Consider the following 20206-nt stretch of genomic DNA (forward strand, 5'->3'; position numbering starts at 1 on the left):
TGCGTCATGGGTTCCCCCTGGACCACCTTTTTTTAATCTGGACAAAACCCCAGACCAGGAACAGAAAACCGATCAAAACAGACGCTATTATACCGGCGGGGCTCAGTGAAAACTCAGACCCGCTTTTTACAAACGGAGACTGCATCACAGAAAAAACATTGTTGGAGATATGTATCATCATTGTTATTCTTATGTCTCCTGTCAGGGTCAGGAGTGAGCCGAGAACCAGCCCCATACATATTGCACTGACAAACTGCACAGGATTGCGGTGGGAAACAGCGAACAAGAGGGCCGTAATAAACACCGGATACCACCTTCCATATTTTCCGCTGCAGCAGTTAAACAGGATTCCGCGAAATACCAGCTCCTCCAGGACAGGCCCAATCAGGCCCACATACAGGAAATAGGCAGGAGTCCTGGCACTGTTTAAGATTCGGCTCTGTTCCTCAGCCGTCATTTGTCCCAATGTACTCTGTGCAATCTGGGGAAATAGGAAAAAAAGGACGCGGTGTACCATACACAGGCCAATTCCTGTCATGGCTGAAAACAGGACCATCTGCAAGCCGTTCCTGAGCCCTGCCTCTTTTTTTCCTGCCGCATGGGGCAGGTGGGAACGGAAAATCCATATAAAAACCACCTGTGCCCCCGCCTGGGCCGCATACGTAATCCCGGCCAGGAATCCGTACCCTGCCGGAGCAAAGAAAGCCTGAACCAGGCTGATCATTACCTGCGACAGAATCAGCCATGCGGTAAACACCAGAAATACCATAGGAATCACCTCTGCCCTTCAGTCAAATACTCATTTCCCTACTCTTCAAATGTCCCCTTCATAATAACCTCTTTATCCCACACAGCCTTCCTGCCTCCGGCCATAACATGGAGGATATCCATGGAATCATCGTACACCACAAAATCCGCGTCTGCGCCTTCCGCCACAGTCCCCTTGACTCCCGTCAGTCCCAGCACCCTGGCTGGGTTCTTAGTCAGGAGGTTCAGCACCTTTTCCAGGCTGGCTCCCCGCTCGCACACCAGCACCTTCAGCTGTTGGTGAAGGCTTTTGGGGGATGCATAGGTGAGGCCGATGCACTCCATCTTGTCATTGAACCTGGGCGCGCTTCCGTACGCATCGCTGGACATGGTCATGTTAAGCCCCTCCGGGTCCTGCTTAAGGTAGCTCAGAATCTGGTCCGCCGTCTCTTCTAATTCCTCCCTTGTAAGCCCTGCCGTCATATCAATGGTTCCGCCCCGCTTCACAAATTCCAGTCCCTGTTCAAACAGCTCCTGGGTGCGTCCCATATGGGTGGGAAGGAACTTCTGAACCGGCACATCGCTGTTGTCAATCGCATAGAACAGAGGATCCAGCCCGGCCTTTCCGCTTCCCATATGGATAGTGACATAGCCGCAGCACCCGGAGAGCATGCCGGCCCTTCGGGCCTGGGTTGCCAGGGAAATCAGCTGCTCCCCTGTCAGATTGGAGCTTCTGTGGTCGCTCATGGCGATTTTAACTCCCACCATCAGGTCAATTAGAGCTATATCCCGCTCCACGCTCCCTGTGATGGTGGGGGAGGGATATCCGTATGCTCCTGTAAGGATACGGCAGGTGATTCCCTCTTCATTGAAAGCCCTTGCCTTTGCCAGAAGGTTCTCCAGGCTTCTGGTTATACCGTCTGTGCCCAAAAGTCCCACCACCGTGGTAATGCCGTTTCTCACCAGCACGCTGAGGCTCGCCTCCGGCACCCTGGTGGCGGGTCCGCTCTCGCCGCCCCCGCCTGTTATGTGGACATGGATATCCATGTATCCCGGCGTCAGGATGTGCCCGCCCAGGTCCACCTTCTCCACCTCCTCAATCTGGTCGTATTCATCTATATGGTCCGCTATCCTGGCTATGCGGCTTCCTTCTATCAGAATATCCTTTCTTCCCAGATGCTCCGGCGCATATATATCTCCCTGTTTCAATACTTTCATGGATTCATTTCCTCTCTTTCAGCAAAATCATTACAGCACGGCCGTAATATATATGTGCCTATTATATTATTAATATGGAAAAAAAGAAAGTGCCTGTTGACGGTTACAGGCACTTTCATAAAACGCAGGAAGATATCAGTCCAGATGCAGCAAAGCTTCTGCCAGAGCCAATATGGTCAGCGACTGCCCATAGGCCATGGGCGCAATCAATATATTTTTATAGTGGTCCGCATCATATCCCATGCCAGTGCCGCCCGACACATTGAGTACGGTGCCGTCCCTGTCAATGTTGTCCAGAATGGCTTCCACTGCCTTCCAGGCGCAGGCCAAATAGGAATCGTCCAGGATTCCGTAGCGGATTCCCTTGAGAATGCCCGCGGTGATGGCGGCGCTGCCCGACACCTCCTCATAACTGTCCGCATCGGTCAGCACCGTGTGCCACAGGCCGCTTTTGCCCTGAAGTCCCTTAAGGGCCTCAGCCTGGGCTTTATATGTATCCACCACAAACTCCTTTACACCGGCATTCATGGTCCCCCTGAACATGTCGATATAATCCAGTATCCCTAAGGTAAACCAGCTGTTTCCCCTGCACCAGAAGATTCCGCCGAAATTATTCCTTTCATTGAAGGTCCAGCCGTGGTAGAAAAGTCCGGTCTCCTTGTCGCACAGATATTTAATGTGCATCAGCACCTGGTGGACGGACTCGTCAATCCATGCCTGGTTCTGGTACTTCTGCCCCATCCGGTTGAGAAAGAGCACTGTCATGAAAATGGTGTCAATCCACATCTCATTTTCATTGAGCCGCACACCCTGTCGGTCTCCGTTGGCGCTGGTCACATGCTGGAACCCCCCTTCCCTGGTCCTGGGCAGGCAGTTCATGAGCCAGTCCGCCCATTTCAGGCACAGCGTTTCAAATTCCTGGTCGTGATAATACTCGTTAAGCTCTGCCAGGGTGAGAAGGGGCGTGGTGGTATTGATGTTTTTGGAGGGAAGCCCTTCCCTTATGTTATCCTTGAACCACTGGTACAGGAACTCCTTATAATCCTCGTTCTTCCGGGCCTGCATGATTCTTAACAGGCCGTACAGTCCCACGCCCTGGGGCCAGTCCCATTCCCGGATTCCAAAATCCCGTTTGAAAAAGCCAATGGCTTCACCGCCCTCAGCTAACTCCTCCCCGTTCTCCGGTCCGCCCAGATTCATGAGCTTTTCAATGACAAGGTCCAGCTTTTCCTGCACTTTCTTTTTATCTGACGTCCTAAGTTTTACACTTCTCATTCTGATTCCCTATCCTCCTACTTTAACAATCCCAGGACACCGGGCAGCCACATGCTGAATCCGGGCACAAAGGTTATGAACATCAATGCCGCCACAATCGCCAGAAAGAACGGAAGCAGCTTTTTCATCACGTCCTCCACCTGCAGTCTGGCAACGCTGCAGCCCACAAAGAGTACATTTCCCACCGGAGGTGTGATGGTACCGATGGACAGATTCATGACAATCATGACGCCGAACTGGATGGGGTCCATTCCCAGGCTCTTTACAATGGGAAGGAAAATAGGCGTGAAGATGAGCAGGGCCGGAGCCATGTCCATGAAGGTTCCCACAATCAGCAGTGTTATATTGATGATTAACAGTATGACAATCCGGTTATCGGAGATTCCTAAAAGCAGGCTGCTGATGGCCTGCGGCAGTCCTGTGAAGGACAGGACAAAGGACAGCACAGAGGACGCGCCGATAATCAGCATGACAATGGTGGTCATAACCGCTGTGTCCACCAGTATCTTGGAGATGTCCTTAATCTGAATGCTCTTATAAACAAATACCGACAAAAGGAAGGCGTACACCACTGCCACGCCTGAAGCCTCGGTGGGTGTGAAATAGCCGGAAAGGATGCCTCCAATGATGATGACAATGAGGAACAGGCTGGGAATGGCCTCCCATATGGTCTTTAAAATGATGGCCGCAGTCATCTTGTCCCGTTTCATCACATATCCGTGCTTTGCGCCGTAGACGCAGGCCACCACCATGCACAGGGCTGCCCACAAAAGTCCCGGCACCCAGCCCGCCATGAGAAGGGCCGCAACAGAGACGCCGCCGCTGGCAGCTGAATATACGATAAAGGAAGCAGTGGGGGGAATCAGCTGGCCCACAGGCGCAGTGGCAATATTCACGGCTGCTGAAAAGCCCTTGTCGTATCCCTGCTCCTCTTCCAGAGGAAGCATGACGCCTCCGATAGCTGTTGCCGCTGCAATGCCTGAACCGGATATGGAACCAAACATGGCATTGCCTGCTATGTTGGTCATGGCCAGGGAACCGGGAACCCTGCCCAGAAACAGCATGGCCAGGTTAATCAGCCGTTTGGCTATGCCACCGCTGCTCATGAGCAGACCTGCCAGCACAAAGAAGGGCACGGCCAAAAGTGTAAAGCTGTCAATGCCGCTGACAATCTTCTGGGCAGAGACAAACATTCCAAATCCGGGTGTCAGGAACATAATGATGGTCAGCAGTGACGCTGAGATAATGCTGAATGATACCGGTACGCTCATGGCCAGCATGAGAAAGAATACCAGGACCAGAACAATGGCTGCCTGAATTTCCATACTATTTTTCCTCCTTTAATTCCTTTGCGAACGTGATGAGACGCTGCAGGCAGTATAACACCATCAGAACGCCGCTTATGGGTACGCAGATATAATATACCTGCATGGGCAGTTCCATGGCCGGTGATATCTGTCCGGCTGAGTTAAGGGTCACCATAACGCCTCCTGCTATCATCACAAAGACGCTGATGAACAGGACCAGGAATTCGATTCCGATTTTTGTCCTGGTCAGGTTCTTTGGCTTAAATGTCCTGGTAATCAGGTTAATGGACAGGTGGCTCTCCTTGCCGTAGGCGTAGGGCACCCCCAGCATGGTAAGCCATATGAGCATGTACCTTAACAGTTCTTCCGTATATTTGCTGGGATTGTGCAGCAGGAAACGGGTGATTACCTGCCAGAAGCACCCCACTACCATAAGCGCCACCAGAATGGCCAGCACGGTTTCCAGAAACCGGTTCAATATTTTCATCATCTTGCTTTCCCCCTTCTTACTCTGCATACTTCTGGATATCGTCATACAGGGCCTTATAGCTCTCGCCCTTTGCACAGAATTTATTATGGATGGGCTGTACTGCCTGTATGAACGCTGTCTTGTCTATGTCTCTGTAAACGTGCACACCGTTGGATTCGGCCTCTTCCATGGCCTGGTCCATCATTCCGTTGTAAAGCTGCTTGAAGTTCTCGTTGGTCTTTTCAAAGCCCTTTACCAGGTAGTCCTGTTGTTCCCTGGTCATGCGGTTCCAGGTCTTGGTGCTGATAATGTAGATGTCCGGGGAGTACTGGTGCTCTGTATATGTATAGGACTTCACCAAATCCTGATGGCCGTCCACGGTAAGGGCCAGCTCCGTATTCTCCGCTCCGTCCACAATTCCCTGCTGCAGTGAAGCGTATGTCTCTCCTGCAGCCATGGGAACCGGGGTTCCTCCCATGGCCTCAATCATATCCATGGAGGTGGTGTTGGGCATGGAACGTATCTTCTTGCCCTTTAATGCAGACGGTTCCACACAGGGCTTGTCTTCCTTCAGATAGAAGTTCCTGGCGCCATTGGCATAGTAGCCTATGGCTATGTAGCCCTCGTCCTCCGTGGACATAAACAGTTCTTTCACCTTCTCCGATTTCTGCATGGCATCGTAATAATGCTGCTGTCCGTTAAAAAGATATGGTACTGCAAATATGGAGTACTCCTCTTTAAACTGCCCCAGAGTGTTGGAGCTGACCTTGGCCATGTCCAGGATTCCCGCCTTCACCATCTCGATGATATCCTTTTCAGTCCCAAGGACGCCGCTGGGATAAATCTGCACCTCCATGTTCATGGATGCATCCTCGGCCACGATATCTGAAATCAGGGCAATGGAATCCGCTATCTCGGATCCGGCCGCCTGGTTGTGGGCCAGCCTGATTACCAGCTTATCGCTGGCCTTTGCACTTGTCACCTGGAAAAAGGTCACACATATTACGGCTATGCTTAAAAGCGCCGCCGCGATACCGATTGTTTTCCTGCAAGATTTCATGTTCTCTCTCCTTTTCATACGTGATTCACGCTGAATTTGCTGCTGTGCTTTTGTTTGACTAGATTGTATCACAGGAAGGAGGCTGTTTCTTATTCCCTGTTGCATTCTTTTTTAATTTTTCAAACTATATTGCTCTCCTCTGTTGACATGTCCGCCTTTATTTATTACAACTATACTATAGAAAGATACATGGGAACAGGAGGATGTGGCCGGTATATGGAAAAAGTGACATTTTACGGAGAGATTGAGGGAATTTCCCTGGAGCAGATGGTCCGGTACGGCAAATTTGACATGCGGGTAAAGCATTTCCATAACCAGTATGAAATTTTTTATATCATTGAAGGGGAACGCCTTTTCTTTTTCAACAACAGGGAATATGTGGCCCGCTCCGGAGACCTGATTCTGGTGGACACCAACCTGATTCACATGACAAAGTCCGTCACGGCAGAGGATACGGGCCACAACCGCGTCATCCTGTATGTCAGCTATGACAGGATGAAAGCCTTTGACGGGCAGTACCCTTCCCTGCAGCTGGTCCGGTTCTTTCATGAACACTACGGGGTCTACCATCTGGACAAGGAACAGCAGGCCCTGTTCCTCAATTTCTACCGCAACCTGCGCATTGCCATGACTGAAAAAGCCCATAATTACAAGGTCGGCATTGATCTTGAGACCCTTACGTGGCTCTTTAAGATAACCTCCTATGTGTCAAAGCAGGAGGGCGCCAGCCCCCACTCCTCAGACCATCCCAAATACCGCACAGCCTACGCCATCGCAGACTATCTCTCCGAAAACTGTGAACAGAACATATCCCTGGAGGAGCTGGCCGCACACTTTTATCTCAGTAAATATTATGTCTGCCGCACCTTTAAGGAGATTACGGGATACACAGTCACTGAGTACACCAACATACACCGCATCCGCAAGGCCAAACGCCTGCTGGAGGAGACAGACATGAGCATCTCGGAGATTGCCCATGAGCTGGGTTATGAAAGCCTGACCTATTTTGAGCGGATGTTCAAGTCCTTCATGACTATTTCCCCGCTCAAATACCGCAAGACCCTGAACACAGTGACCTATACCAATGAACAGACCACGGAATTTGAGGAGGACACAGAGCAGCTTTCCTCCCACCGGCAGCCATAGATTCGCCACAACTTTGTATGATTCCTTCCATGCATCAAAAGAGAGAGCATGCCCCTTAACGGCGGAACGCTCCCTCTTTTCTTTGTCTTTATATTGCCTTCTCAATCTTCCTGATTTTCTTTGTTCTTCCTATTTCTCATACAGGAATTTCTCGGGCAGGTTTACATGGAAATCCGCTGCCAGATTTCTGAAATCCTGGGGTGTAATGGTCTGTAGCTTGTCCGGACGGATGCTCAACACCTTTACCAGGATTTCCGCTGACTTCTCAATGGTATGCATCAGGCCAAAGGTCAAATCAAAGTCCTCGCCCGCGCAGAACAGGCCGTGGTGGGCCCATACGGCTGCGTCGTACTCTTCCATCAGCCTGCTGGTGGCCACTGCAATGTCGCGGCCGCCCGGCACCATCCAGCCAACCACGCCTATGCCGGATGGGAATACCACCGGACATTCCGTGGCCATTTCCCACAGTTCCCTGGTGAATACCTCGTCTGTCAGAGGCAGGACAAAGGTCAGCGCAATGATGTTCGCCGGATGGGCATGGTAAATCACCCTGTATCTCCCCTCTGTTGCCTTCATTTTCACCTCATGGTTCATCAGATGGGTGGGCAGCTCGCTGGTGGGCCTGCCGCCCTCTGCGAGTCCCCAGCAGATACGGTAGTTCTCCCCTGCCTGGTCCACTTCTATAATGCAGCAGTTGGACTCCGGTTCCAGAATCATGTTGCGCATAAACCGGCCGCTTCCCGACACCATGAAATACTCCCCTGCCAGGGCAGGAACACTGGTGCCGATGGGCTGCCATTTCCCGTCATAAGAAAGCTCCTCCTTCACGGACTCCACTTCCTCATGTTTGATGCGGTAGCTTAAGTTGCCGCCGTTCCTCTCATGCCAGTTCTGGTTAAAACCATCGTCACACACACGTATGAAGCCTTTTGCAAAGGCTGTGTCCAATACTCTCATTTTCTAATCCTCACTCTCTATCTCTTGCTGAGATTCACTATCCTGAATTTATGCTGCTGGGATAAACGTCCCCGGCTCCATTAACACATTAACTGCGTTTTAAGAGCACTTCCTTCTCATAGGCCTGGACTTCCTTAAACCACTGCTCCTTCACCGGAACCTGGTTCATCTGGCAGAAATAGTCCCATACATCCCCAAAGGGATACGTTTTAAGCTCTTCCTGCTCCATCATAAGCTCCGTGAACCTGCGCTCCTCCTGAAGCTTTGCAAGCTTCTCATTTGGCATCAGCAGGGCGTATAAAAGGGCCTTCTGCATGTTTCTCATGCCCACCACCCATGCGCAGATGCGGTTGATGCTGGCGTCAAAGAAGTCCAGGGCCAGAAGCACCCTGTCCGGGTCATTTCTGACGATTTCCTTGGCAATCTCCCTTGTCTCGTCGTCAAAGAGCACCACGTGGTCGCTGTCCCAGCGCACGGGGCGGCTTACATGGAGGGCAATCTTGTCTGAAAACAGCAGCATGGAGGATATCTTATCAGATATCATTTCCGTGGGATGGAAATGGCCGCTGTCCAGCAGGCACATAATACCCCTGGAAGCCGCATAGTTCATATAGAACTCATGGGAGCCCACGGTACAGCTCTCCATGCCAATGCCGAACACCTTGGATTCCACTGCGATAAGCACCTTGCTCTTATCGTAATCCATGGCCAAAATCTGGTCCAGGGAGTCCTTAAGCCTGGCCCTGGGGCTCATTCGGTCAGCCGGAATATCCTTGAAGCCGTCCGGAATCCAGATATTCATGGCGCAGGGGCTTCCCAGCTCCTCGGCAAAGTACTGGGATATGCGCACACAGGCCTTACAGTGGTCAATCCAGAATTTTCTGATTTGGGGATCCTCACTGGACAAAGTGGCGTTCTCAGCCTTTGGATGGGAGAACATGGTGGGGTTAAAATCCAGTCCCAGGCCTCTCTCCTTAGCAAATTTCACCCAATCTGCAAAGTGTCTTGGTTCCAGTGCATCTCGGTCTACTTTTTCCCCATCCTGGAAAATGGCGTAGCTGGCATGAAGGTTGATTCTGTGCCTGCCCGGAATCAGGTTAAGCGCCTTGTCAATATCCGCCATAAGCTCCTGGGGATTCCTGGCCTTTCCCGGATAGTTTCCCGTTGCCTGTATGCCGCCTGACAGACTGTCCGCGCCCTCAAAGCCCATAACGTCATCCCCCTGCCAGCAGTGCATGGAAACAGGGATATGATTAAGCCGCTCCACTGCGGCGTCCACGTCAACCCCTAATCCGGCGTAAATTTCTTTTGCTGATTCATATCTTTCCTGTATATTCATGGTTCTCTCCTTTTCATCATTAAATCTTACTTATATACCAGTCATCTGTTAATCCAAATGAAACACCGGTACAAAATCCACACATACCGGACTGTTATCTGCATTCGTTTCCATGATGTCGGCCATATAGTCCCACCATCTGCGGTTTATAGGCGTATCTGCTGATTCAGCCCAGAGCGCCTCATCCTCCACTTCCAGATACCCATAGAGCACATTGGTTTCCCTGTCCAGAAAAATGCTGTAGTTATGACCTCCGTACTGGCGTATCATCTCTTTCATCTCAGGCCACAGCGCATTGTGGCGCTTCTCGTATTCCTCTGCCATTCCCGGATTAAGGAACATTTTAAATCCCTTCCTGACCATGCGGTACCCTCCCTTCGTCAAATCATTTCTCGTAACAGCCTCAACAGTCATCATTTATCAAACCTTCTCAGAAGGTTCATAGGTCTTGATTTCAAATGAGCAAAAAATACTGTCCCTGGCCTCCTTCAGGCTCTTAAACTCCTTCCCCTCTATCATCTGCACAGCCAGATTGCCGATGGCCGTGGCCTCCGTGGGTCCCGCGTAAACGGTCTTTCCTGTGGCCTCCGCCGTCAGGCGGTTTAAGTAGTCCGCATTGGCTCCGCCTCCCACGATATGGATGCAGTCATATCTCACGCCTGTAAGGGCCTCAATTTCCCGGCAGCAGATGCGGTAGCAGTCCGCCAGGCTGTTGTAAATCACAGCAGCCATCTCCCACTTAGTCTCAGGAACCTGCTGTCCGCTCTCCTCACAGTAAGTTTTCACTGCTTTGCACATGCTTTCAGGAGCCAGGAAACGGCTGTCATTGCAGTCCACAATGGAGGAAATGGTTTCGCGGGAAGCCCTCTTACATATCTCGCCAAAGGAATAATCCTCCCCCGATTCCTTCCACTCCTTTTTCACGGACTGAATCATCCACAGCCCCATGATGTTTTTAAGGAAACGGTACCTGTACTCATATCCGCCCTCGTTTGCAAAGTTGGCCTCCATGCTCATCTCCCGGCAGTCAGCGTCCTTAAGCTCTGTCCCCATTAAGGACCAGGTACCGGAGCTGATATAGAGCACATGGTCCCGGTTGGACGGTACGGCGGCCACGGCGGAGCCAGTGTCGTGGGTGGCCGGAAGCACCACCCGGCAATCCAGTCCGGTCTCCTTTTGCACATCCTCACTGAGCCTTCCCACCACGGTTCCCGGCATGGACAGCCCGCCAAAAAGCTTCTGCGGATATCCCAGAGCCTCAATCAGTTCCCTGTCCCAGGTACGTTCAGAGGGATTGACCAGCTGAGTGGTGGTGGCATTGGTATACTCCTGTTTCTGTACCCCGGTCAGCAGGAAGTTTAAGTAATCCGGTATCATAAGAAAGCTTTCTGCCTGTGAAAGGATATCCGGCTGTTTTTCCTTCACAGCCATCAGCTGGTAAACCGTGTTGAAAATCTGTTTCTGGATACCGGTCCTCCGGTACAGTTCCTCCCTGGAAATCCGCTCATACACCTTTAAATCCATTCCCTCGGTGCGCCTGTCCCTGTAGCCGGCAGTCTTGCCCAGCACATGTCCCTGTTTGTCCAGAAGTACAAAGTCCACAGCCCAGGTGTCAATCCCCATGCTTTCCGGGTTGATACCCAGTTTTTTACATTCTCTCATTCCGGCCTTAATTTCCTCAAAAAGCCCAACGAGATTCCAGCACAGGGTCCCGTCCACCATTTCCATCCCATTGGAAAAACGGTAGATTTCCCGCAGATTCATCTTCCCATTCTCCATCCACCCCAGGATATGGCGGCCGCTGGAGGCCCCTATATCCACTGCAAGATAATAACGGTTCACTGTCACACCTCCTAGTTATGAGCACTTGGCGGCCGTCTTTGGGCCGCTTACGTGCGATACATGTCACTGGCACTTAGCGAGGTCTTTTACGTACCTAGTGCAGTGGCTCGTTATGAGCACTTGGCGTCTGTCTTTAGACGCTTACGTGCGATACATGTCACTGGCACTTAGCGAGGTCTTTTACGAGCTTAGTGCAGTGGCTCATTGCTTTCATGATATACCATATAAAACAAAAAAATAAGAACGGCATTTATGAAAAAATGCGTCCTTATTTGCACATAAGCAGAATTTGAAACTGAGGGGCATTCCACGCCCGGAACATTCTATCCGTTCTTCCTGTACTCCTTGGGAGACATACCGTAATAGGTCCTGAATATTCTGTAAAAGTAGCTGGTATTGTCATACCCCACAGCAAAGCTCACGTCCGCCACCGGCATGCGCGTGCTGTGCAGGAGAAACGCGGCCTGGTTCAGCCGTTTAATCTGCAGTAATTCCTTGTAATTGCGGCCCAGCAGGCGGTTGATGGCACGGCTGAGCCAGTACACATCATATCCCATCAAAGCTGCCAGCTCTGTCAGGCTTCCCTCCCGGTAATGCTCGTCTATGTAGCGCAGCACCTGAAGGGTAAGCTGCTGCTCAAAGGATTGTTCGCTGTCGCGGTTTACCCGGATCCGCCCCGTATAATGCATAAGATGCCGCAGCAGCAGACCCATGGTAGTCTGGTTCATGGCCTGCATTCCTTCCCGCTCATGCATAAGGGACCACACCAGGTTTTCCACCAGGTTCTGGACCGGCAGCACATCCGCAATCTGGAAATGAAGATAGCGTCCGTACCTGGTATCGTCGCAGAGGCATCCCACAATAAAATCCCGCAGCAGATTCTCCTCCTCCCCCATCATGCGGAAGGCCGTATCAAAAAATTCGGGAAGAATGATAAAATTCACCGCAATGTCATCCTGACCCGCAGGCTGGATTTCCTGGACCGCGTGCTGGTTTAAAAACAGCAGTTCCCCTTCCTTAAGCTTCAGTTCCCTGCCATCCACCACATGGGTGGTCTCTCCCCTGCACATATAGATTACCTCCACATAGTTGTGGGTGTGCTCCGGAAAATGCACGAAACGGGTATGGGGCCGGATGGTAATGAGCTGTCCGGCTTCCAGGAGCTTATCGCTGTCAATGACCATGTCCTCACGATCCATATACAGGGTCCTGTCAATATCTGCACTGCCTGCCAGTATCTTCTGTTCTTCTTCTGTAATGACGCTCAGGCTTTGAATCAGCTCCTGGTTCATGTAAATCCCCTTTCTATAATTAAAGAAAACTGACGAAAAGCAATTTCCAGACAAGCAACGGCGCTGTCATTTTATTTACAAAATAGTATAACAAACGGCAGACGCTTTGGAAAGCCTTTCATATACAAAGTTTTCTGCAATATGCTCAAAAACTTTCCTCCCCTGCCATAGGTTCGGAAAGCTTTTATTACAGACAGTCAGGAACAGTTGCAGCGCATATCATAGCGAACCTCTCTGTCCCGGCACGCATCAGCGCCTCCTATATTCTCTAACCTCCATTTACCACATTTACCGGTTTTCCTGCGAGAAAAGCTTTGAGATTACCGGCTGCCATATCCATAATACGCTGTCTGGCTTCTCTGGGTGCCCAGGATATATGCGGCGTAATAATACAGTTCTTCGCTTTCAAAAGCGGATTATCCCCCCTGATTGGTTCCGTATCCACCACATCCAAACCTGCCGCAAATACCTTTCCGCTGTTTAATGCCTCTGCCAGGTCTTGCTGATGAATCAAAGGACCTCTGGAATTGTTGAGTATGATTACGCCGTCTTTCATTTTTTCAATACTTTTCCTGTTAATCATCCGCTCCGTTTCCGGAAAAAGCGGGCAATGCAGGGCAATGACATCTGAATTTCCAAGTAATGTATCAAGGTCCGTATAAGCGGCAATGGCTCTGCCGGCATCGTTGGGATACTGATCATATGCCAATATATTCATGCCAAGAGCCTTGGCTATGGTCCCTGTCTTCTGGCCAATGCGGCCAAATCCGATGATTCCCATGGTCTTTCCGGCCAGTTCAATTAAAGGATAATCCCAAAAACACCAGTCTGCATTTTTCTCCCACCGCCCGCTCTTGACAGCTTGGTCATGATGGCCGATATGATGGCATATCTCCAAAAGCAGGGAAATGGCAAACTGTCCCACAGAATCTGTGCCATATGTAGGTATATTGGAAACAGGAATTCCCTTTTCCCTGGCACATCCTACATCCACCACATTATATCCCGTAGCCAGCAGGCACACAAAAGCGATGGAGGGACAGGCATTAAAAACTGCTCTGTCCAGCGGCACTTTATTTGTATAAACCACCTGTGCATCGCCAATCCGTCTGATGATTTCTTCCTTATCATCCACCGGCGTCCTGTCATACACGGTCAAATCGCCCATAGCACTTATTTCATTCCAGGTAAGATCCCCCGGATTTTCTGTATAGCCATCTAATACCACTATCTTCATCTGTTGCACCCTTTCCTCCTATAATGCGGCCGTCCTGTCAAGCAGGCTGTCCGCCAGATGTTCAAAATACCCCAGCAAAGCGTCCTTTATGCCCGGCCCCCCGATCTCCTTGGCAGCATCCCCCAACCGTCTTAAGTGAGCCACTCTATCGCTATGTATAAAAGGCAGTTTTAAAAGAACATATGACAGATAACCCTCCTGAAGCTTCTTAAGCATCTGCTGCAAATACGGATTATCAAGCAGCTCGCCTATTAGCCAATGGTACTCCAATTCCATCTGCCTGCCCTTGTCCTCGCTGCCTTCCTCCAATATTTTAACCGTTTCATCAATATGAGCCGACAGCACCTGAACAGCCCGTTCATCCAACATTCCAAGCATCTCAGCCTCCACAACGGCCATGATACGAAATGACTCCAACACCTGTATCCTCTTCATCCGGGACACACAGACATGGCGATTACGCATCCTTGTCAGAAAACCTTCCTGTGTAAGTGCCTGCAGCGCCTCTCTCACAGGCATTCTGGATACTCCTAACTTTTCTGCCACGTCTTCCTGGGCCAATTCCTCTCCCGGCTTCAAATCGCCCGAAAGTATCTGTTCCCGTAAAATATGGACCACAAGGTCCTTGGTCTGAATATTCTGGATGCTTTTCATTTAATTCCTCACTTCATAGTTAATTGAGATGTCTCCCCCTCCATATTCTAGCGCCTGTGGCAACCTCTGTCAATCGCCTTGCTTCACCACAAGATTATCTCTGATTACCGTTCCAGTATAGCTGCCACTTCATCTCCCACCTGGGATGTGGTTGAACTTCCCCCCATATCCGGTGTAAGTCTCTTTCCCTCCCACATAATTGTCTCCACTGCATCCAGTATCCTCTGAGCCCATTTATTGTATCCGAAAAACTCCAGCATCTGGCTGGCTGACCATATGGCAGCCAGGGGATCTGCGATATTATGGCCTGCAATATCAGGTGCAGACCCGTGAATCGGTTCAAACATGGAGGGAAATTTATGTTCAGGATTTAAATTAGCTCCTGCCGCCAACCCCAGGCCCCCTGCAATTGCTGCTCCAAGATCGGTGAGTATGTCCCCAAACAGGTTGGAAGTCACCACAACCTCAAAGCGCTTTGGGTCCTTAACCATGAACATGCTGGCAGCGTCAACCAGATATGAATATGTCTTAACATCCGGATACTCCAGTCCCACCTCTTTAAATATCTGATCCCAGAAAACCATGGAATAGTTCAGAGCATTTCCCTTGCTTATGCTTGTCAGTGTCTTCCCCTTTTCCCTCGCCAGATTATAGGCATAGCGGATTACACGTTCACATCCAATTCTGGAAAATACACTATTCTGAATCACTACTTCATTGGTCTTTCCCTTATACAGCCAACTTCCGCTGCCTGCGTATTCTCCCTCGCTGTTCTCCCGCACAAATATCATATTAATGTCTTCACATTTCACATCCTTAAGCGGGCAGGGTGCTCCCCTGAGCAATACCACCGGCCTCAGATTAATATACTGGTCAAAGCTTTTACGTATATTCAAAAGCAGTTCCCACAGAGATATATGGTCCGGTACTCCCGGTGCTCCCACGGCACCCAGATATATGGCATCAAAATCCTTCAGTATCTCAATCCCGTTCTCATCCATCATCCTTCCATGTTTCAGATAATACTCGCATCCCCATGGGAAATGTGTGAACTCAAAGGAAAAGCCTCCATCCAGGCATGCTGTCTTTTTAAGTATTTTAATTCCCTCTTCCAGCACCTCCGGCCCTATTCCGTCTCCTGGTATGACTGCAATTTTATGTACTTTCATGTGAATTCCCCCAACTCCTTCCTCAAATCAGATTCAGGCTCTTTAAAATATAAAGCCCGATTGTCAATGTCACCGCACATCCGCAGGTCGTAATCATAACTGTATTCGAGGTGAGGTCACCGTCATACCCCATATTTTTAGCCATTACAAAAGCTCCAAATGTGGTGGCTGAACCCAGCATGATAAAAATTGCGGTCAGTGCCTCCCTCCTGAATCCTGCCGCTATGGCAGCCGGGATAATGATAAACTCCAATCCGGCCAATTTGATAAAGCTGGCTGACAGTGCCGGACCTATGCTTTTCCCGGCCCGTCCCAGGTCAAAAAGTGCGCCCATTGCCAGCAGTCCCAGTGGTGTGGCCAGCACGGCCACATCGCCGATCACCTTTACCAGGACAGCAGGCCGTGGGATTCCTGATGCCGACCACGCCATGCCGCATATAATTCCCCATAGGATAGGATTATGCAGAATTCCCGCCAAAGTCTTTATCAGAAGCCCCTTGTTAATTCTTCCCCTGCCCGGCCTCATCATTTCCAAAATCACTACTGCCATAATATTATACAGTGGTACGCAGCCGATAATCATTAATGGGGCCATACTTGAATTTCCATATATATTCTGCACAAAAGCTATTCCCAGTAAAGCAGCGCTGCTGCGGTATGATGCCTGTATAAATTCACCCCTTATCTCCTTTTTCTTTAGGAACATGGATGCTGCGGCGGCAATGAGGATACTGGCCGTAGTGGCCATGAAACAAAAACCGATAAATTTCCCGTCCCAGACTTTAAGGAAATCAGCTCCCGAAAGATCCCTCCACAGAACTGCCGGCAAAGAGATGTTAAATACAAAATGGTTTATCCTATCTGCAAAATCACGATTCAGGATACCTGTCATCCTAAACGCCATTCCCAGCAGCACAAGACAGAATATCGGTACGGTGGCATTTAGTGCAAATATAAGATGTTCCATACTACTCTACCTGATATATGGTATCCATCTGTGTTCCATTCCGCCCCATAACTCTGGCTACAATTCTGGAAGTCTTATGTTCAATCCCCCGTGGGATTCCATTCATCTTCTCAGCCATGGCCTTCCAATCATGTATATCCGCCACAGGGATACCTGCTTCGGTAAAACGTTCCAGTAAATCACGGCGGCATGGGTTCACGCATATGCCATACTGGGTCACCAAAACATCCACAGAAGAACCTGGTGTTGATATACAATCCACCTTATCCACAACAATCGACATCCTTGCACGGCTGAGCGGTGCCACGATAATCGTCATCTTAGCACATTCAGCTACATCAGTATGTCCACCCGATCCTCCTATAATATAACCATTTGAATCTGTATGTACATTGACATTGAACTGGGTATCAATCTGGGTCGCACCTAATACTACCACGTCCAGAGACGAGGCAGCTGTACTTTTGGCAGTAGGGCTTGCATATTGACTGGCTGTTATCTCCACATGGTTTCGATTATCTCTGATGGATTCCACGGCTCTCAAATCAAAGCACTGTACATCCTGTATTGCCTCAAAACAGCCGGCCTCCAGCATATCTACAACATAACCTGTAATCCCGCCCAGGCAGTAGCTTCCCTTTATCCCCTGCTTTAACATAATATCCTTCAGGAATCCTGCCACTGCAAGAGAAGCGCCGCCCGCACCTGTCTGGAATGAAAATCCGTTCTTTAACAGGCCAGAGGCTTCTATGGCTTTTGCCGCATAATCTGCAATTTTCAGTGCAATGGGATCCCTTGGCAGTCTGGTGGTTCCTGATACGATTCCTGCCGGATCTCCGATGGCATCCACCTTCACCACATAATCCACATACTCCTCTGAAATAGAGCGCCTGGTCAGCGGGTAAGGCACAAGATAATCCGTGATGATGACCACCTTATCTGCACATGCCGCGTCTGCAAACGCATATCCCAGCGAACCGCAGGCCGACCTGCCGATAGTCCCGGTACAGTTTCCTCTGTCATCCGACGCGGGAGCTCCCAGAAAAGCTATGTCAATATGAGATTGGCCAGATTCAATTGCACTGGGCCTGGACCCATGTGTCCGGAATATAACCGGCGTTTTGAGAACGCCCTGAGAGACAGCCTTTCCTACCGCTGGCCCTATATAATCTGTTTCCAGCGCCGTTACCACGCCATTTTCCATATGTCTTATCAGAGGAGCATGGCTATCGTGGATAGAGCTGGCATTGATTTTCAAATTTTTGAATCCCATGTCTGCGATTTCATCCATCACCATATTCAGGACAAAATCCCCTCCTCTGAAATGATGGTGAAAGGATATGCACATACCATCCCTTAATCCGCACCGTTCAATTGCTTCCCTCAGGTCTGAAACTAATTTACTCAAAATAATTCACCCCCTTTAGCTCAGATGCCGCTTCCAGTACAAGCTTTGCCCTCTGCGCAATGGGAGCATCAATCATCTTTCCCCTCAGAGAGATAGCACCCTTTCCCTGGCGCTTGGCTTCTCTGATGGCCCCAAATACCTCCCTTGCGTAGCGTATCTCCTTGTCACTTGGACTGAAAATACAGTTTACGTCCTCCACATGGCGCGGATTGATAACTGCCTTTCCTGTATATCCCAACCCTTTGGCGAACCTGGCATCCCTCCTGAGCCCCTCCATGTCTTCCACGTCCGTAAACGGGGTATCATATGCCTCAATCCCGGCGGCCCGGGCCGCGCATACCAGGCGGCCCCGGGCATAAAGAATTTCCGCTCCTTCTTTCGTCCGTTCACATCTTAAATCCGCGGTCAAATCCTCCGCTCCCAGATAAAGGGCCTCCATCCGGGGCGATGCAATTGCTATATCATAGGCATGCTCAATCCCCATAGCTGTTTCCAGCAGCGGTATCAGCTTGATTTTTCCCACATCCATTCCGTTCTTCTCTTCTGTTTCAGTAATTTTCTGTTCCAGCTTCCTGATGTAATCCCCGTCACTGACCTTGGTGGGCATGATGGCAGATGGACCAAGCGGCACCATCTCCTCAATATCCTCCTCCCAATAAGGAGTATCCAGAGCATTCATCCGAATAATGATTTCACATCCGCCGAAATCAAGAGAACGCAGAGCCGACTTCACCAGAATCCTGGCTGCATCTTTCTGGTCGGGAGCCACTGCATCTTCCAAATCAAATATAATGCTGTCCGCTCCCAGTAGACCGCCGTTCATAATCATGTTGGGATTATTTCCTGGTAAGAATAGCATTGTACGTCTCATATAGCTTCCTCCTTTGACGCCCTGCGCAGTGCCGTCTCAACCCTGGCCCGGATCGTACAGTCCAGAGCGCCATGGTCGTTGGCCTGAATGGATGCCGCCTCCACTCCCAGCGATTCGGTTACCTCACAGATTGTCTTTATGATATCATCTCCAAACTGCTGGTATACCGTAGATTGAAGTTCTATGTGTATGCCATGCTCTGCCGGTTGAACAACAACCAGAATATCACTGGATTCCAGGGTACCAGCCACAGCATTTTTATGAATTATCATATCTCTCCCCCTTTTTATTGTTTTATCTTATATTGGATACAAAATAATATTCAAAATATAGTTCCATACATCAAGACGTATGGAACTCTTTCTGAATCATCCCGATGACCTGGGCAACTTCTTTTTGTGCATCTGTTGCCAACGGCTGGTTCGGCGGAATCGGATTTCCCACTGAAAATCCCTGAAACTGAAGGCCTGCTTTTACACATGCTGCCAGATTATATTTCTGAAAAACACGGTTCACTTCCCACATGATTTTCTGCAGTCTGAATGCCTCGTCCCAGTGTTTTTTTTCACATAGTTCATACAGCATAACACTCTCTCTTGGAAGCAGGCAGGCAGGGCCCGCCATCCAACCGGCCCCTCCAAGCATCATGACAAATACAGGTACATGGGCAGATGCGCTGAATATCTTCAAATCGTTTCCAACCACGTTGCTCAGTTGAAGAAGTCTCCCGATATTGCCGGACGCATCTTTATAATAATTTATGTTTGATATTTGGGACAGTCTTTTCAAGGTTGGGATCTCAATCTCAAAACCTGTAAACTTAGGATTATTATATACCACCACCTGACAGGACACTGCATCTGCAATGCTTGCGAAATAGTCATAAATCCCGTTCTGGTTTAAAGGGAAGTATACGTTCAGGATTCCCAGGATTCCATCCACCCCCAGCCGTTCAAATTCAGCTGCCTGAAATACCGCATCTCTGTTTGTGGATGCGGCAACTCCGGCAACCACAGGCACTCTCCCGGCAGCGGCTTCTACCACAATTCTGACGATTTCCCTTCTCTGTTCCCAGTCAAGATAAAAGAATTCCCCGGTACTGCCCAAGGGGGTAAGTCCATGGACACCACACCCAACGAGATGCTCCACCAGATTGCGCAGCACCTGTTCCTTTACTTTCCCATATTCATCTACGGGCGATACAAGATATGGGAATATTCCTTTCCACTGTGTAAATACCATGATTCT

Annotated in this window: 20 protein-coding genes; 1 reads left to right on the forward strand and 19 read right to left on the reverse strand. The window is 49.8% G+C overall.

Features of this window, described 5'->3' with window-relative positions:
• Positions 1-4: 4 nt before the first annotated feature.
• The 6 genes from CGC65_RS18300 to dctP form a co-directional block, all read right to left on the reverse strand.
• Positions 5-769 carry a CPBP family intramembrane glutamic endopeptidase gene (locus CGC65_RS18300; protein WP_002564832.1) on the reverse strand — a complete coding sequence of 255 codons (765 nt, stop codon included), beginning with the start codon at positions 767-769 and terminating at the stop codon, positions 5-7.
• Positions 770-807: 38 nt separating this feature from the next.
• Positions 808-1965 carry a beta-aspartyl-peptidase gene (iadA, locus tag CGC65_RS18305; protein WP_002564833.1) on the reverse strand — a complete coding sequence of 386 codons (1158 nt, stop codon included), beginning with the start codon at positions 1963-1965 and terminating at the stop codon, positions 808-810.
• Between the two features lie 135 nt (positions 1966-2100).
• A complete protein-coding gene (locus CGC65_RS18310; protein ID WP_002564834.1) occupies positions 2101-3240 on the reverse strand; it encodes a glycoside hydrolase family 88/105 protein in 1140 nt (379 codons plus the stop codon).
• Between the two features lie 17 nt (positions 3241-3257).
• Positions 3258-4565 carry a TRAP transporter large permease gene (locus CGC65_RS18315; RefSeq protein WP_002564835.1) on the reverse strand — a complete coding sequence of 436 codons (1308 nt, stop codon included), beginning with the start codon at positions 4563-4565 and terminating at the stop codon, positions 3258-3260.
• Between the two features lies 1 nt (position 4566).
• Positions 4567-5037, reverse strand: coding sequence for a TRAP transporter small permease (locus CGC65_RS18320; RefSeq protein WP_002564836.1), 471 nt, complete (start codon positions 5035-5037; stop codon positions 4567-4569).
• A gap of 16 nt (positions 5038-5053) precedes the next feature.
• Positions 5054-6076 carry a TRAP transporter substrate-binding protein DctP gene (dctP, locus tag CGC65_RS18325; RefSeq protein ID WP_002564837.1) on the reverse strand — a complete coding sequence of 341 codons (1023 nt, stop codon included), beginning with the start codon at positions 6074-6076 and terminating at the stop codon, positions 5054-5056.
• 216 nt (positions 6077-6292) lie between these two features.
• Here dctP and CGC65_RS18330 point away from each other — a divergent pair, with 216 nt between their 5' ends.
• Entirely contained in the window at positions 6293-7222 is a 930-nt protein-coding gene (locus CGC65_RS18330) for an AraC family transcriptional regulator (protein ID WP_002564838.1), read from the forward strand.
• 129 nt (positions 7223-7351) lie between these two features.
• Here CGC65_RS18330 and rhaD read toward each other — a convergent pair whose 3' ends face one another.
• From rhaD to CGC65_RS18395, 13 genes are all read right to left on the reverse strand, one after another.
• The gene (gene rhaD / locus CGC65_RS18335) at positions 7352-8179 is read right to left on the reverse strand and encodes a rhamnulose-1-phosphate aldolase (protein ID WP_002564839.1); all 828 of its coding nucleotides are present in this window, start codon (positions 8177-8179) and stop codon (positions 7352-7354) included.
• Between the two features lie 88 nt (positions 8180-8267).
• Positions 8268-9518: an L-rhamnose isomerase gene (locus tag CGC65_RS18340; protein WP_002564840.1), complete on the reverse strand. Its 1251-nt coding sequence runs from the start codon at positions 9516-9518 to the stop codon at positions 8268-8270.
• A gap of 48 nt (positions 9519-9566) precedes the next feature.
• Entirely contained in the window at positions 9567-9935 is a 369-nt protein-coding gene (gene rhaM / locus CGC65_RS18345; RefSeq protein WP_002564841.1) for an L-rhamnose mutarotase, read from the reverse strand.
• A gap of 3 nt (positions 9936-9938) precedes the next feature.
• The gene (gene rhaB, locus CGC65_RS18350) at positions 9939-11360 is read right to left on the reverse strand and encodes a rhamnulokinase (protein ID WP_002564842.1); all 1422 of its coding nucleotides are present in this window, start codon (positions 11358-11360) and stop codon (positions 9939-9941) included.
• 323 nt (positions 11361-11683) lie between these two features.
• The gene (locus CGC65_RS18355) at positions 11684-12652 is read right to left on the reverse strand and encodes an AraC family transcriptional regulator (RefSeq protein WP_002564843.1); all 969 of its coding nucleotides are present in this window, start codon (positions 12650-12652) and stop codon (positions 11684-11686) included.
• 268 nt (positions 12653-12920) lie between these two features.
• On the reverse strand, positions 12921-13889 hold the full coding sequence (locus tag CGC65_RS18360) for a D-2-hydroxyacid dehydrogenase (protein WP_007038182.1): 969 nt from the start codon (positions 13887-13889) through the stop codon (positions 12921-12923).
• 18 nt (positions 13890-13907) lie between these two features.
• Positions 13908-14543 (reverse strand): GntR family transcriptional regulator, encoded by a 636-nt coding sequence (locus CGC65_RS18365; protein WP_002564845.1) that lies wholly within the window; start codon positions 14541-14543, stop codon positions 13908-13910.
• Between the two features lie 104 nt (positions 14544-14647).
• On the reverse strand, positions 14648-15712 hold the full coding sequence (locus tag CGC65_RS18370) for a tartrate dehydrogenase (RefSeq protein WP_002564846.1): 1065 nt from the start codon (positions 15710-15712) through the stop codon (positions 14648-14650).
• 22 nt (positions 15713-15734) lie between these two features.
• The gene (locus tag CGC65_RS18375) at positions 15735-16679 is read right to left on the reverse strand and encodes an AEC family transporter (protein WP_002564847.1); all 945 of its coding nucleotides are present in this window, start codon (positions 16677-16679) and stop codon (positions 15735-15737) included.
• Between the two features lies 1 nt (position 16680).
• Positions 16681-18087, reverse strand: coding sequence for a citrate lyase subunit alpha (gene citF, locus CGC65_RS18380; protein ID WP_002564848.1), 1407 nt, complete (start codon positions 18085-18087; stop codon positions 16681-16683).
• Positions 18080-18958, reverse strand: a complete 879-nt coding sequence (locus tag CGC65_RS18385; RefSeq protein WP_002564849.1) for an HpcH/HpaI aldolase/citrate lyase family protein — start codon at positions 18956-18958, stop codon at positions 18080-18082. Before CGC65_RS18385 ends, citF begins: the two co-directional genes overlap by 8 nt.
• Positions 18955-19230: a citrate lyase acyl carrier protein gene (gene citD / locus CGC65_RS18390; RefSeq protein WP_002564850.1), complete on the reverse strand. Its 276-nt coding sequence runs from the start codon at positions 19228-19230 to the stop codon at positions 18955-18957. The genes CGC65_RS18385 and citD overlap by 4 nt, the downstream gene beginning before the upstream one ends.
• 70 nt (positions 19231-19300) lie before the next feature.
• The gene (locus tag CGC65_RS18395) at positions 19301-20200 is read right to left on the reverse strand and encodes a dihydrodipicolinate synthase family protein (RefSeq protein ID WP_007038184.1); all 900 of its coding nucleotides are present in this window, start codon (positions 20198-20200) and stop codon (positions 19301-19303) included.
• Positions 20201-20206 lie beyond the last annotated feature (6 nt).

The organism is Enterocloster bolteae (genome assembly GCF_002234575.2).
In the GTDB taxonomy this organism is placed as follows: Bacteria; Bacillota; Clostridia; order Lachnospirales; family Lachnospiraceae; genus Enterocloster; species Enterocloster bolteae.

What these genes read in the sequence shown, in the direction of transcription:
- CGC65_RS18300 (WP_002564832.1), bottom strand. Translation starts at nt 769, where the DNA reads ATGGTATTTCTGGTGTTTACCGCATGGCTGATTCTGTCGCAGGTAATG.
- iadA (WP_002564833.1), bottom strand. Translation starts at nt 1,965, where the DNA reads ATGAAAGTATTGAAACAGGGAGATATATATGCGCCGGAGCATCTGGGA.
- CGC65_RS18310 (WP_002564834.1), bottom strand. Translation starts at nt 3,240, where the DNA reads ATGAGAAGTGTAAAACTTAGGACGTCAGATAAAAAGAAAGTGCAGGAA.
- CGC65_RS18315 (WP_002564835.1), bottom strand. Translation starts at nt 4,565, where the DNA reads ATGGAAATTCAGGCAGCCATTGTTCTGGTCCTGGTATTCTTTCTCATG.
- CGC65_RS18320 (WP_002564836.1), bottom strand. Translation starts at nt 5,037, where the DNA reads ATGATGAAAATATTGAACCGGTTTCTGGAAACCGTGCTGGCCATTCTG.
- dctP (WP_002564837.1), bottom strand. Translation starts at nt 6,076, where the DNA reads ATGAAATCTTGCAGGAAAACAATCGGTATCGCGGCGGCGCTTTTAAGC.
- CGC65_RS18330 (WP_002564838.1), top strand. Translation starts at nt 6,293, where the DNA reads ATGGAAAAAGTGACATTTTACGGAGAGATTGAGGGAATTTCCCTGGAG.
- rhaD (WP_002564839.1), bottom strand. Translation starts at nt 8,179, where the DNA reads ATGAGAGTATTGGACACAGCCTTTGCAAAAGGCTTCATACGTGTGTGT.
- CGC65_RS18340 (WP_002564840.1), bottom strand. Translation starts at nt 9,518, where the DNA reads ATGAATATACAGGAAAGATATGAATCAGCAAAAGAAATTTACGCCGGA.
- rhaM (WP_002564841.1), bottom strand. Translation starts at nt 9,935, where the DNA reads ATGATGACTGTTGAGGCTGTTACGAGAAATGATTTGACGAAGGGAGGG.
- CGC65_RS18355 (WP_002564843.1), bottom strand. Translation starts at nt 12,652, where the DNA reads ATGAACCAGGAGCTGATTCAAAGCCTGAGCGTCATTACAGAAGAAGAA.
- CGC65_RS18360 (WP_007038182.1), bottom strand. Translation starts at nt 13,889, where the DNA reads ATGAAGATAGTGGTATTAGATGGCTATACAGAAAATCCGGGGGATCTT.
- CGC65_RS18365 (WP_002564845.1), bottom strand. Translation starts at nt 14,543, where the DNA reads ATGAAAAGCATCCAGAATATTCAGACCAAGGACCTTGTGGTCCATATT.
- CGC65_RS18370 (WP_002564846.1), bottom strand. Translation starts at nt 15,712, where the DNA reads ATGAAAGTACATAAAATTGCAGTCATACCAGGAGACGGAATAGGGCCG.
- CGC65_RS18375 (WP_002564847.1), bottom strand. Translation starts at nt 16,679, where the DNA reads ATGGAACATCTTATATTTGCACTAAATGCCACCGTACCGATATTCTGT.
- CGC65_RS18385 (WP_002564849.1), bottom strand. Translation starts at nt 18,958, where the DNA reads ATGAGACGTACAATGCTATTCTTACCAGGAAATAATCCCAACATGATT.
- citD (WP_002564850.1), bottom strand. Translation starts at nt 19,230, where the DNA reads ATGATAATTCATAAAAATGCTGTGGCTGGTACCCTGGAATCCAGTGAT.
- CGC65_RS18395 (WP_007038184.1), bottom strand. Translation starts at nt 20,200, where the DNA reads ATGGTATTTACACAGTGGAAAGGAATATTCCCATATCTTGTATCGCCC.